This window comes from Streptomyces sp. NPDC050534, from assembly GCF_044457745.1.
Classification (GTDB): Bacteria; Actinomycetota; Actinomycetes; order Streptomycetales; family Streptomycetaceae; genus Streptomyces.
This window is the reverse complement of record NZ_JBITHF010000018.1, coordinates 39,952-52,517: the sequence shown is the minus strand read 5'-3', so window position 1 is coordinate 52,517 and position 12,566 is coordinate 39,952. Positions and strand designations below refer to the sequence as shown.

Annotated in this window: 10 protein-coding genes; 2 read left to right on the top strand and 8 right to left on the bottom strand. The window is 70.1% G+C overall.

The window, feature by feature from the left end:
- Positions 1–23: 23 nt before the first annotated feature.
- Positions 24–1,619 carry an acyl-CoA carboxylase subunit beta gene (locus ACIBN2_RS41265; RefSeq protein WP_399142586.1) on the top strand — a complete coding sequence of 532 codons (1,596 nt, stop codon included), beginning with the start codon at positions 24–26 and terminating at the stop codon, positions 1,617–1,619.
- Positions 1,620–1,676: 57 nt separating this feature from the next.
- The gene (locus ACIBN2_RS41260; RefSeq protein WP_384269213.1) at positions 1,677–1,871 is read left to right on the top strand and encodes an acyl-CoA carboxylase subunit epsilon; all 195 of its coding nucleotides are present in this window, start codon (positions 1,677–1,679) and stop codon (positions 1,869–1,871) included.
- A 78-nt stretch (positions 1,872–1,949) separates the two neighbouring features.
- On the opposite strand, the gene ACIBN2_RS41255 is transcribed toward ACIBN2_RS41260, so the two are convergent.
- The 8 genes from ACIBN2_RS41255 to ACIBN2_RS41220 form a co-directional block, all read right to left on the bottom strand.
- Positions 1,950–2,531, bottom strand: coding sequence for an ATP/GTP-binding protein (locus ACIBN2_RS41255; protein ID WP_026248371.1), 582 nt, complete (start codon positions 2,529–2,531; stop codon positions 1,950–1,952).
- Complete coding sequence (locus ACIBN2_RS41250; RefSeq protein ID WP_399142585.1) at positions 2,512–3,096, bottom strand: DUF742 domain-containing protein; 585 nt, start codon at positions 3,094–3,096, stop codon at positions 2,512–2,514. The genes ACIBN2_RS41255 and ACIBN2_RS41250 overlap by 20 nt, the downstream gene beginning before the upstream one ends.
- Before the next feature lie 94 nt (positions 3,097–3,190).
- A complete protein-coding gene (locus ACIBN2_RS41245) occupies positions 3,191–3,604 on the bottom strand; it encodes a roadblock/LC7 domain-containing protein (RefSeq protein ID WP_030948713.1) in 414 nt (137 codons plus the stop codon).
- A 10-nt stretch (positions 3,605–3,614) separates the two neighbouring features.
- Positions 3,615–6,905, bottom strand: a complete 3,291-nt coding sequence (locus ACIBN2_RS41240) for a nitrate- and nitrite sensing domain-containing protein (protein WP_399142583.1) — start codon at positions 6,903–6,905, stop codon at positions 3,615–3,617.
- A gap of 391 nt (positions 6,906–7,296) precedes the next feature.
- Positions 7,297–7,872 carry an ATP/GTP-binding protein gene (locus ACIBN2_RS41235; protein ID WP_058922977.1) on the bottom strand — a complete coding sequence of 192 codons (576 nt, stop codon included), beginning with the start codon at positions 7,870–7,872 and terminating at the stop codon, positions 7,297–7,299.
- Positions 7,853–8,248, bottom strand: a complete 396-nt coding sequence (locus ACIBN2_RS41230) for a DUF742 domain-containing protein (protein ID WP_016432454.1) — start codon at positions 8,246–8,248, stop codon at positions 7,853–7,855. Before ACIBN2_RS41230 ends, ACIBN2_RS41235 begins: the two co-directional genes overlap by 20 nt.
- A 109-nt stretch (positions 8,249–8,357) precedes the next feature.
- The gene (locus tag ACIBN2_RS41225; RefSeq protein WP_003973453.1) at positions 8,358–8,771 is read right to left on the bottom strand and encodes a roadblock/LC7 domain-containing protein; all 414 of its coding nucleotides are present in this window, start codon (positions 8,769–8,771) and stop codon (positions 8,358–8,360) included.
- 9 nt (positions 8,772–8,780) lie between these two features.
- A complete protein-coding gene (locus tag ACIBN2_RS41220; protein ID WP_399142580.1) occupies positions 8,781–12,551 on the bottom strand; it encodes a nitrate- and nitrite sensing domain-containing protein in 3,771 nt (1,256 codons plus the stop codon).
- Between the last annotated feature and the right edge of the window lie 15 nt (positions 12,552–12,566).

Below are 12,566 nucleotides of genomic sequence, written 5' to 3'. Positions count from 1 at the left end.
GGTGGGCTTCGTAAGGTCACTACATGACCGTTTTGGATGAGGCGCCGAGTGAGTCGACGGGTGAGCCGGCGGACGCGCGCGGGCGAGTCGCCGAGCTGCACGAGATCCGTGCCCGGGCGCTGGCCGGGCCGAGCGAGAAGGCGACCGAGGCGCAGCACGCCAAGGGCAAGCTGACCGCGCGGGAGCGTATCGAGCTGCTGCTGGACGCGGATTCCTTCCAGGAGGTCGAGCAGCTGCGCCGGCACCGTGCCACCGGCTTCGGCCTGGATGCCAAGAAGCCGTTCACGGACGGTGTGATCACCGGCTGGGGCACGGTGGAAGGCCGCACGGTCTTCGTCTACGCCCATGACTTCCGCATCTTCGGCGGCGCGCTGGGCGAGGCCCACGCCACGAAGATCCACAAGATCATGGACATGGCCATCGCGGCCGGTGCCCCGCTGGTCTCCCTCAACGACGGCGCGGGCGCCCGTATCCAGGAGGGCGTCTCCGCCCTCGCCGGCTACGGCGGCATCTTCCAGCGCAACACCAAGGCGTCCGGCGTCATCCCGCAGATCAGCGTGATGCTCGGCCCGTGCGCCGGCGGTGCGGCCTACAGCCCCGCGCTGACCGACTTCGTGTTCATGGTCCGCGACACCTCGCAGATGTTCATCACCGGCCCGGACGTGGTCAAGGCGGTGACCGGCGAGGAGATCACGCAGAACGGCCTCGGCGGCGCGGACGTCCACGCCGAGACCTCCGGTGTCTGTCACTTCGCCTACGACGACGAGGAGACCTGCATCGCGGAGGTCCGCTACCTCCTCTCCCTCCTCCCGCAGAACAACCGGGAGAACCCGCCGCGGGTGGACTCCGCGGACGCGGTGGACCGGCGCAGCGACGTGCTGCTCGACCTGGTCCCGGCGGACGGCAACCGGCCGTACGACATGACCAAGGTGATCGAGGAGATCGTCGACGACGGCGAGTACCTCGAGGTCCACGAGCGCTGGGCCCGCAACATCATCTGCGCGCTGGGCCGCCTGGACGGCCAGGTGGTCGGCATCGTGGCCAACCAGCCGCAGTCCCTCGCGGGCGTCCTGGACATCGAGGCGAGCGAAAAAGCTGCGCGCTTTGTCCAGATGTGTGACGCTTTCAACATCCCGATCGTCACCTTCCTGGACGTCCCTGGGTTCCTCCCCGGTGTCGACCAGGAGCACGGCGGCATCATCCGCCACGGCGCGAAGCTCCTCTACGCCTACTGCAACGCGACCGTGCCGCGGATCTCGCTGATCCTGCGCAAGGCGTACGGAGGTGCCTACATCGTCATGGACAGCCAGTCCATCGGCGCCGACCTCACGTACGCCTGGCCGACGAACGAGATCGCCGTGATGGGCGCGGAAGGTGCCGCCAACGTCATCTTCCGCCGGCAGATCGCCGGGGCCGAGGACCCCGAGGCCATGCGGGCCCGCATGGTCAAGGAGTACAAGTCCGAGCTCATGCACCCCTACTACGCGGCCGAGCGCGGCCTGGTCGACGACGTCATCGACCCGAGCGAGACCCGCGAGATCCTCATCCGCTCCCTGGCGATGCTGCAGACCAAGCACGCAGACCTGCCCTCGCGCAAGCACGGCAACCCTCCGCAGTAACCCGGCGGACCCTCCGCGACACCCTCGCGGAAACCTCTTCCACGGAGACTGAGACCTATGAGCACCCCTGACATTCGCGTCGAGAAGGGCCACGCCGAGCCCGAAGAGGTGGCCGCCATCACGGCCGTCCTCCTGGCTCGCGCCGCGGCCGCCCCGTCGGACGTGCAGCCGCACCCCGGCCGTCCCAAGGCCGGCTGGCGCCGTCTGGAGCGCGAGGGCGGCTTCAGGGCCCCGCACAGCTGGCACGGCTAGGCTGCGCCGCCTCAGCAGCCTCCACGCATGCGGAAGGGCCCCTCTCGACTCGAGAGGGGCCCTTCCGCATGCGTGGCTCTATCGCAGTCGCGCCATGAGGGCGTGCTCGACCAGCGTGATCAGGGCGCTCTTCGCATCGGCCCGATGCCTCGCGTCCGTGGTGATGATCGGGGTGTCCGGGCCGATCTGCAGGGCCTCGCGGACCTCGTCCGGGTTGTACGGCTGGTTGCCGTCGAAGCCGTTCAGGGCGATGACGAAGGGCAGGCCGCTGTTCTCGAAGTAGTCGACCGCCGGGAAGCAGTCGGCGAGACGCCGGGTGTCCACCAGCACGATCGCGCCGATCGCGCCGCGAACCAGGTCGTCCCACATGAACCAGAAGCGGTCCTGACCGGGCGTACCGAAGAGGTACAGGATCAGGTCCTGGTCCAGGGTGATGCGGCCGAAGTCCATGGCGACCGTGGTGGTCGTCTTGTCTCCGGTGTGGGTGAGGTCGTCGATGCCCGCGCTGGCGGACGTCATGACGGCCTCGGTACGCAGCGGGTTGATCTCCGAGACGGCCCCGACGAACGTGGTCTTGCCCACGCCGAAGCCACCCGCCACCACGATCTTCGCCGAGGTGGTGGAGCGGGAAGGACCGCCGCTAGAGCTTGCGAAGTCCACTGAGCACCCTTTCGAGCAGTGTCACGTCTGGCTGGCCGCCGGCGTTCTCGTCGCCGCCGGGCTGATGGATCGCGACCAGTCCCGCCTCCGCCAAGTCGGCGACGAGGATTCTGGCCACGCCGAGAGGGATCGTCAGGAGCGCGGAGATTTCGGCTACCGACTTGATCTCGCGGCAGAGGTTGCAGATCCGCTGATGCTCGGGCAGCTGGCCCTGCATCTGGTGCGGCTGTGCGGTGGTGTGCACCAGCGCCTCGATGGCGAGCTGGTAGCGGGGCCTGGTACGGCCCCCCGTCATGGCGTACGGGCGCACCAGGGGGTTGTTCGACGACCCCGCGGGCGCCGGCTCAGGGGCGCGTCGCTGCGGTTGCACGGGCTGGATGCGCGGTGCCGGCGGCTGGTCGTACGGCGAAGGGCCGGGGCCCTGCGGTGCGTACGGCTGCTGACGCCGGTGGCTGGGAGCGGAGGGGAAGTTGTAACGGTTCGGGTTCTGCGAACCGTCGCCCTGGCCCTGGGCAGGGCCGTACGACCAGTTGCCCGAAGACGAACCGCCTGGGGGTGTTGCCACTTTCTCCTCCTCCGACTGTGCCGGGCACCCGATCCTGTGGAGCCGCGTCCCGAAACCTTAAGGCCCCGGGACGTCAAAACGCACCGTCTGTCTGTCAGTTGAGCAGGCTGCCCTGGAGCTCAGCACGCAGATCCGGGGTCAGGACGGTACCGGCACGGTCCACCAGAAGTGCCATCTCGTACCCGATGAGACCGATGTCCGCCTCGGGATGTGCAAGAACCGCGAGTGAGGAACCGTCGGAGATGGACATGAGGAAGAGGAATCCCCGCTCCATCTCCACAACCGTCTGGTTCACGCTGCCGCCCTCGAAGATGCGCGAGGCACCGGCGGTCAGCGAGGTCAGACCGGAGGCGACCGCCGCGAGCTGGTCGGCGCGGTCGCGCGGAAACCCTTCGGACATCGCCAGAAGGAGTCCGTCGGCGGAGACCACCACCGTGTGGGACACCCCCGGGGTGTTGTCCACGAAGTTGGTGATCAACCAGTTCAGGTTCTGTGCCGCCTGGCTCATCGGGCTCACACTAACGCTCCTGGTTGTAGGTGCTGTCAGGACCGAAGCCCTGGCCGTTCGTTTCACTGCCTGCGCCCGCGTTGCGTCCTCGCTGGACGCCCCGCCGCAGGTTGCTCAGCCTGCCCCGGACGTCCTCCGGGGCTCGGGAGACCTGTGGGCCCCCCTGGGGGGTCGACTCCGCGGTTCCCTCGACCAGGTTGGCACGGGGTACCCGCCGCGGCAGGCCGGAGGAGGTGACCCCGCCCGCCTTGGGCTTCCTCAGAGCGGAGGCCTGCTGCCAGCGCTCGTCGTTGGCCGAGCGCCAGTCGCCGTTGCCGTTGCCGTTGGTCGAGGGAGCCGGGGTCGGCGCCGGGGCCGGCGCTTCCTGGTTCGCCGGCCGCGCGCCGTTCGAGCCGTTCGTTCCGCCGAAGGATCCGCGGCGGGGCAGTCCGGCGTCGGTGAGTGCGTGACCTGCGGAGGGAGCCGGTCCCGGACGGTCGAAGCCTACGCGGTCGGACTCGCTCGCGTCAGGGCCCTGTGCACGTTCCGTTTCCGGAGCGTAATCGGGCGTGTAACCGTTCCGGAAACCGTCCTGCTGCGGCCAGTCGTCCTGGTAGCGCCGCTCCTCGAAGGCCGCGAAGGGCTCGGGGGCCGAGGAACCGGCGGCAGCGGGCTCCTCACGGACCGGCTCCGCATACCCGGGCTCCGGGTAGCCGCCGTTCGGCGAGAAGGTGTCGTTCTGCGGCAGGGGGTCGTTCGGCGCGTAGTACGGCTCCTCGTACGACGGGCGCTGAGCGGGCTCGTCGTACGCGGGGCGCTGCGGCTCCTCGTACGGGGTCTGCTGGAACTCGTCGTAGCCGGGCTGCGCGTCGTAGCCCGCGGGCTGCTGCTGCTCCGGGTAGGCACCGGTGCCGTTGTCGTAGGACGGCTGCGCCTCGAAGGGGTCGCCGTACGGTGCGTCGGGGGAGTCCGGGTCGTTCGGCCGCTGGGACTCCAGGGCCGCCCGGCGCTCCTCGCGCATCAGCGAGCGGCCGACCGGGTCCAGCTCCCGGATGTCGTCCGGGATGTCGGAGTAGCGGCTGTCGTCGAAGCCGAGCTCCGCAGCCGTGCGCAGGGGCTGGCTGAAGTTCTCACCCTGGAAGTTCTGCTCCGGGATGATCTGCGAGACCGTGAACTCGTCGCGGTTGGCCTGCTGCTCGCCGCCACCGCCGTGGGTGATCGCGTCGGGGAGCATGACCAGCGAAGTGGTGCCGGCCTGCTCGCCGGAGGGGCGCAGCTGGACGCGGATGCCGTGCCGGTCGGACAGCCGGCCGACCACGAACAGGCCCATGCGCTGCGAGATCGCTGCGTCCACGGTCGGCGGGTTGGCCAGCTTGTGGTTGATGTCCGCGAAGTCCTCGGCGGTGAGACCGATGCCCTTGTCGTGGATCTCGATCATGATGCGGCCGTCGGGCAGACGGGTCGCCGTGACGCGCACCTTGGTCTGCGGGGAGGAGAACGTCGTCGCGTTCTCCAGCAGCTCCGCGAGCAGGTGCACGAGGTCGGTGACCGCGCGGCCGTGGATCTCGGCCTCCGGGACGCCGGAGAGCTCGATGCGCTCGTACTGCTCCACCTCGGAGGAGGCGGCGCGCACGACGTCGATGAGCGGGACCGGCTGGTCCCAGCGGCGGCCCGGCTCCTCGCCGGCGAGGACCAGGAGGTTCTCGCCGTTGCGGCGCATACGGGTCGCGAGGTGGTCCAGGCGGAAGAGGTTCTCCAGCTGGTCCGGGTCGGCCTCGTTGTTCTCCAGGTCCGTGATCAGGGTCAGCTGGCCCTCGATCAGCGACTGGTTGCGGCGCGAGAGGTTGGTGAAGATCGCGTTGATGTTGCCCCGGAGCAGGGCCTGCTCGGCGGCCAGCCGGACCGCCTCGCGGTGGACCTGGTCGAAGGCGCGGGCGACCTCGCCGATCTCGTCGCGGGTGTTGATCGGGATGGGCGCGACCCGGGTGTCGACCCGTCCGGGGTCGGTGCGGGAGAGCTGGTCGACCAGCATCGGCAGGCGCTGCTCGGCGATGCCGAAGGCGGCGTTGCGCAGCTGGCGCATCGAGCGGGACATCTGGCGGGCGACGGCGCCGGCCAGGATGAACGCGAGCAGCAGGGCGACCACGACCGCGGCACCCGTGATGAGGGCGTCACGCTTGGCGTTGTCGGCGATGTCCGAGGCCTCGTTCACGGCCGTGTCGGCCATGTCCGCCTGGATCTTGCGGTAGACGTCGTAGCGGAGGGTGTTGACCGCCCACCAGTTCTCGGCGGTGATGCCCTTCTGGGCGAGCAGCGCGCGCTCGGTGGTGTCGGTGCTCTTCAGCGTCGCCAGGGCGTTGACCATGGTGGTCGGCTCGGACGGCGGCGGCACATAGGTCTGGTTGGCGGCGGCGGCCTGCGCGGCGGCCTCCTTGGCCTGTGCCTTGCCCTTCTCCGTGGCCTTCGCCTCGAGGTCGACGAGCTTCTGGGTGTCGGCGTCGGTGCCGCCGGCCTTGTACTCCTCCAGGGCGATGCCCTCGAGGTAGGCGTAGGAGGAGAAGGCCACACGCTGCCGGGCCAGGTCGTCGGCCTTGGGGCCGGGGCTGACCAGCAGATGCATGCCGATCGACCGCTCCAGCGACAGGGCGGCCTGGGTCAGCGAGATCGCGTAGACGGTACGGCCGTAGCTGGTGATGTTGCCGGTGCCCAGACCGAGCTCGTTGGCGAACTCCATCAGGGGGTGGGCGATGGCGATGTAGCCCTCTTCGGTCTTCACCCCGGAGCCCTTGTAGGCCGTCGCGCGCAGCGTGGCCAGCTGGGGCTCGGCCTGGCGGAACAGCTTCAGGCGGCGCAGCAGGCCGGCCTTCTGCGGCATGTTCTGCGCCGCCTCGTCGAAGCCGTCGGCGGCTGCGTCGGTGGCTTTGCGGGCCGCCGCGACCGTCTGCTTGTCCTTGGCGGTCTCGAGCTTGCCCTTGAGGAGGGGTGCCGCGGTGATGTCGCGCTCGTTGTTGACCGCGTTGGCGTAGGTCAGGGAGGCCCGCACCAGACGCGCGGTCTTCTCCGCGTTCTGCGCCTCCTGCCAGGTGTCGATCGACCCCTTGACCTGGAAGCCACCCATGACCAGGCCGACGGTCACGGGTATGAGCAGGATCGCGTTCAGCCTGGTCGGCACCCGCCAGTTGCGGGGGGAGAAACGACCGCCGCTGGGAGCGGGGGCGGCCGTCGGTTCCGAACCGGGCACAGGGGCGGGCGCCGCTCCGCGCGGCGGCGGGGTGAAGTTGCCCCGGGCCGACGGCTCGGGACCGTTCTTGCTTCGCCTCACTCGACCAACAACCTCTCGGCGGCGGGCACCAACGTTGTGCCGCAGTGTCTCAGAGCCCAGTACGCCACTGAGTACGCAGTACTACTGAGTACGTCTTTGACTATTGGGCAGTTCAGGCATTCCAGCACGACGACCAGCGCTCTTCCAAACAGCGGAAAGCGCTGGTTCCGTGTGATGTAAGCCCCAGATAAATCGGTCATAAAGAGCGAGCCCCGTCAAAAGACGGGGCCTGCGTGTGCGCAGCGACACCAGTTGGCAACGACGCGTGGCCATACCACTCGATTCCACTGCCGAAACGTTATGAACACCGGGGCCGACCGTGTCAAAGGCCACAGCCGGCTCCAGCTCGTCTACGACAACTGCCGTACGCCATCACGGATTTGAAGTTGATCTACCGCAGCCGTGCCATCAGTGCGTGCTCCACCAGCGTGATGAGTGCGCTCTTGGCGTCGGCCCGGTGGCGTGCGTCGGTCGTGATGATGGGGGTGTCGGGCCCGATCTGCAGGGCCTCGCGGACCTCTTCGGGAGCGTAGGGCTGGTGACCGTCGAAGCCGTTCAGGGCGACGACGAACGGCAGACCGCTGTTCTCGAAGTAGTCGACCGCCGGGAAGCAGTCGGCCAGGCGCCGGGTGTCCACGAGCACCACCGCGCCGATCGCACCGCGGACCAGGTCGTCCCACATGAACCAGAAGCGGTCCTGACCGGGCGTACCGAAGAGGTACAGGATCAGGTCCTGGTCCAGGGTGATGCGGCCGAAGTCCATGGCGACCGTGGTGGTCGTCTTGTCCCCGGTGTGGGTCAGGTCGTCGATGCCCGCGCTGGCGGACGTCATGACGGCCTCCGTGCGCAGCGGGTTGATCTCGGAGACGGCACCCACGAACGTGGTCTTGCCCACGCCGAAGCCACCCGCCACCACGATCTTCGCGGAGGTGGTCGCCCGCCCTCCGTCAGAGCTTGCGAAGTCCACTGAGCACCCTTTCGAGCAGGGTCACGTCCGGTGCACCGGTTGTCTCGTCGCCACCCGGCTGGTGGATGGCGACGAGCCCGGCCTCGGCCAGGTCCGCGACGAGAATGCGGGCCACACCCAGCGGCATGGCCAGAAGCGCCGACACCTCGGCTACCGACTTCACCTCACGGCACAGGTGGCAGATGCGCTGGTGCTCCGGGAGCAGCCCCATGAGCGCTGCCGGGTCGGCAGTCGTGCTGATCAGCGCCTCGATGGCGAGCTGGTAGCGCGGCCGCGTCCGGCCACCGGTCATCGCGTACGGACGTACCAGCGGCTGGTCGCCCTCATCCTCGTACGGCTCCGCGTACGGATCATGAGAGGCGGTGGGCGGGGTCATGAATCCTCCGGGCTGGACAGCAAGTCGGTCAGCGTGCCGTCGTTAAGGCCGATGGGGGGATTGTGGCGGCCGGACGGTGATTTGGTGAGACGGGTGGTGCCGGTGGGGTTCAGTGGAGCAGACTGCCTTGCAGTTCGGCGCGCAGGTCGGGCGTGAGCACAGCGCCCGCGCGGTCGACCAGCAGCGCCATCTCGTAGCCGACCAGGCCGATGTCGCACTCGGGGTGAGCGAGCACGGCGAGGGACGAGCCGTCCGAGACGGACATGAGGAAGAGGAAGCCCCGCTCCATCTCGACGACCGTCTGCGCCACGTTGCCGCCCTCGAAGATCCGGGAGGCCCCGGCCGTCAGCGAGGTGAGACCGGACGCGACTGCCGCCAGCTGATCTGCGCGGTCGCGGGGGAAGCCTTCCGACATCGCCAGAAGGAGACCGTCGGCGGACACGACGACGGTGTGGGACACACCCGGGGTGTTGTCCACGAAGTTGGTGATCAACCAGTTGAGATTCTGTGCCGCCTGGCTCATCTGGCTCAACTAACGCTCCTGCTGGTGAGTGGGGCTCGGGAAGCTGCCCGTCTGGCCTGTGCCGGCCTGGCGACCCTGCGCGATACCCCGACGGAGATTGGTCAGCCGGCCGCGTACGTCATCAGGCGAACGCGAGACCTGCGGACCGGACTGGTGCTGTTGCTGCTGAGCCGTGCCCGGGACGAGGTTCGCCCGGGGCACCCGGCGCGGCAGGCCGGAGGTGGTGACACCACCCGCGGCCGGCTGCCGGACGCGCTCCGCCTGCCGGACGAGGTCGTCGTTCGGCGAGGCGCGCCAGGAAGATGTGGCGGACTGCTGCGCACCGGTGGGGCGCTGCGGCGCCGCCGGAGCGGCGGGTGCCTGCGGCTGCTGCGGGGCGGAGCCGTTGCTCTGCTGACCGCCCGCCTGGCCGCGGAACCAGTTGGTCTCCAGCGTGTCGTACAGCGGGGTACGGCCGTCGCCCGGGCCGGACGCCGGCGGCAGCGCCTCGGGCTCCTGGCGGGCGGGCCGCTGCTGCGGGCGCGGCGGGATCGGCTGCCGCGGTGCGCCGAAGTCGCCGTGGTTTCCGTTCGCCTGCGGACGCTCGAACTGCCCGCTGTCGGCGGGGTTCTGACGGCCCGGCAGGTTGTGCTGCCCGGTGGAGCCGTTGTCGTAGCCCGGCGTGGCGAACTGGCCCGTGGAACCCGCGTCGTAGGCCTGCGGGATCGCGAACTGGCCTGTGTTGGCAGGGCTGTTCGGGTTGTTCGCGTTGCCGTGGTTGTTCTGGCCGGGCGGCGAGCCGAAGACGTCCGAGCGGACGAACTGGCCCTGGTCGTGTGAAGGGTTCGGGGCCTGCTGCGGCGCACCGAAGTCCTGGTGGCCGTACTGGCCCGGCTGCTGCGGGGCGGCCGGAGCCGGAGCACCGAAGTCGGGACGCGGGAACTCCGAGGTCGAGTTCTGGCGGTCGTCGCCCCGCGGCACGGCCGGCATCTCCGACGTCGAGCCGGGGCCCTGACGGTCGTCGAAGCGCGGCATCCGGGAGGTCTCGTCATGACCGCGCGGGGTGTCGAGCGAGGCACGCGGCACCGGAGGCTGCGCGTTCTCGTCGCTCCAGCTCGGACGCGACTGCTGGTTGCTGCCCGGCAGTTCGGCACGCGGGCCGCCACGGCCCGGCAGCTGCGGGCGACGGCCGCGACGGCCGGAGCCCTGCTGCTCGCCGGCGGGGGCCTGGGACTGCGGCGGTACGGCGCCACGAGCGCCGCCGAAGCTGTCCTGGTCCGAGCCCGGGGCCTGCAGGCCCTGCGGTGCGCCCGGCGCCTGACCGAACGCGGCGCCCGCACCCGCGGGAGCCGGCCGGCCCTGCTGCGGGGCGGCGGGGGACTGCGGTCCCTGCGCTCCGCCCGGAGCACCCGGACGGCCACCGCCCGGGTTACCGGCGCCCGGCAGCGCGGCCCGCGGCCCCTGACCGGCCCCGAGCCGGCCACCGCCGGACGACGCACCGGCACCGAGGGCGCCACCGCCGGGAGCACCGGCGCCGTTCGCCTGGCGCCGGGCCGCGGCCACACCGGCGGCCGCCTGCGCGGCGGCGGGGCCACCGGAGCTGCCGACGCCCTGACCGGGCTTGCCCTGCGGTTTCTTGCCACCCTGGGCGACGTCCACGGGGAGCATGACCAGCGCGGTCGTACCACCGGAGTCGGACGGGCGCAGCTGGATGCGGATGCCGTGTCGCTGGGACAGCCGGCCGACCACGAACAGACCCATGCGGCGGGAGACCGAGACGTCCACGGTGGGCGGCGAGGCGAGCCGCTCGTTGATCGCCGCGAGGTCCTCGGGGGAGAGGCCGATACCGGTGTCGTGGATCTCGATCAGCACACGGCCGTCGGGCAGCGCGTGACCGGTGACCTTGACCTTGGTCTGCGGCGAGGAGAAGGAGGTCGCGTTCTCGAGCAGCTCGGCGAGCAGGTGCACGAGGTCGTTGACCACGCGGCCGGCCACTTCGGTGGTCGGCACGGCGGCCAGCTCGATGCGCTCGTACTGCTCCACCTCGGACGCGGCGGCGCGGAGCACGTCGACCAGCGGGACCGGGCGGGTCCAGCGGCGGCCGGGCTCCTCACCGGCGAGGACGAGGAGGTTCTCACCGTTACGGCGCATACGCGTCGCGAGGTGGTCGAGCTTGAACAGCGAGGACAGCTGGTCCGGGTCGGCCTCGCGGGACTCCAGTTCGGAGATGAGCGAGAGCTGACGCTGGATGAGGCCCTGGGAGCGGCGCGAGAGGTTGGTGAACATCGCGTTGACGTTGCCCCGCAGCAGGGCCTGCTCGGCGGCGAGGCGGACCGCCTCGCGGTGGACGTCGTCGAAGGCCGCGGCCACCTGGCCGATCTCGTCCCGGGAGTGCACACCGACCGACTCGACGGAGGTGTCGACGTCCTGCGGGTCCGACTCCGACAGCTGCTTGACCAGCTCGGGCAGGCGGTCCTGGGCGACCTTGTTGGCGGTCTCCTGGAGCCGGCGCAGCGAGCGGATCATGGACCGGGCGATGACGAAGGCGCCGACGAGCGAGACACCGAGCACGAGCAGGATCAGCGCACCGGAGATGATCGCCTCGCGCTCGGAGGCGGCTCGCAGCTCGCGGGCCTTCTGCTCCATGTCCTCGAGCAGCGTGTGCTCGATCTTCTGCATCTGCTCGATCTTGGTCGAGCTGTCGTCCACCCAGTCCTGGTACGAACGCTTCTGCAGATCCTGCAGGCCGTCCTGACCGGCCAGCGCGCGGCTGGCGTAGGTGTCGGTGGCCTTGATGGTCGCGTTGTTCTCCTCGATGGGCTTGAGGAGGGCGGCCGCGCTGTCCGTGCCGTAGATGCTCTTGAAGCTGCGCAGCTCCGAGCCCTGGCTCTGCAGCGCCGACTGGGCGTAGAGCCGGTCGTTCTCCGAGAGCTTGCCGACGGTGGTGTTGTTGGCGGGCAGGGCCGCCGCGAGGACCGCGCGCTGGATGGACGCGTACTCCTTGGCGGAGGAGAAGGCCGCCAGGGAGCGCGTGCGCTGGATCATCTCGGGGTTGCTGGTGGCCTCCGCCATGTCCTGCGAGAGGTCCAGCAGGTGCGTGATGAGGCGGTGGTACGACTCGACCGTCTGCGAGGAGTTGAGCTTGGTCTCGTAGGCGCCGGCGCGGACCTTCTCCAGCGTGCCCAGGTCGCTGACGACACTGACGAGGCTCTCGCGGACGCCCTGGAGGCTGTTGTCCTTGCCGGAGACGTCGATCTCCTCGGCGGCGTCCTTGAAGTTCTGCTCGGCCCGGTCCGTCTTGTCGCGGTAGCCCTTGACCGTGTAGTCGCTCGCCTTGGAGCCGTGCGCCAGCGGTCCGGCGGACTGGTCGCGCTCCTCCTGGAGCGCGGCGGCCAGCTCGGTGGCCTGCTTGGTCATGTCCGTCAGCAGCTTCATGTTGTCGAGCTGCTGGATGTCGTCCATGTTGTCGCTGATGCGCAGGGCGCCCAGCGAGGTGGCCGCCACCACGGGGAGCGCGAGCAGCGACACCAGACGCGTGGAGATGCGCCAGTTGCGCAGTGCCACACGCGATCCGGGGCCACCCGGGCCCTTGGGCGGCTTGATCACCGGGGCAGCGGTACCGGGCGTCCCGGTCGCTGCCGTCTGACCGGGGCGCCCAGAGCGGTCTCCGCCGTCGCCGGACGGCGCCGGACCCTGGTTCTGGGCGTGCTGGGGCGAGGAACTGCCGACATTGGGGCCAGTCCCGCCGTGCGGCTCCGGCTCCGCCGAAGCACTGCCATCCCTCTTGAAACGTCCCTGCACTAGCGTCGCAACCTC

Excerpts from the sequence above, each read along its gene's own strand:
- ACIBN2_RS41265 (WP_399142586.1), top strand. The coding sequence starts at position 24 with ATGACCGTTTTGGATGAGGCGCCGAGTGAGTCGACGGGTGAGCCGGCG.
- ACIBN2_RS41260 (WP_384269213.1), top strand. The coding sequence starts at position 1,677 with ATGAGCACCCCTGACATTCGCGTCGAGAAGGGCCACGCCGAGCCCGAA.
- ACIBN2_RS41245 (WP_030948713.1), bottom strand. The coding sequence starts at position 3,604 with ATGAGCCAGGCGGCACAGAACCTGAACTGGTTGATCACCAACTTCGTG.
- ACIBN2_RS41230 (WP_016432454.1), bottom strand. The coding sequence starts at position 8,248 with ATGACCCCGCCCACCGCCTCTCATGATCCGTACGCGGAGCCGTACGAG.
- ACIBN2_RS41225 (WP_003973453.1), bottom strand. The coding sequence starts at position 8,771 with ATGAGCCAGGCGGCACAGAATCTCAACTGGTTGATCACCAACTTCGTG.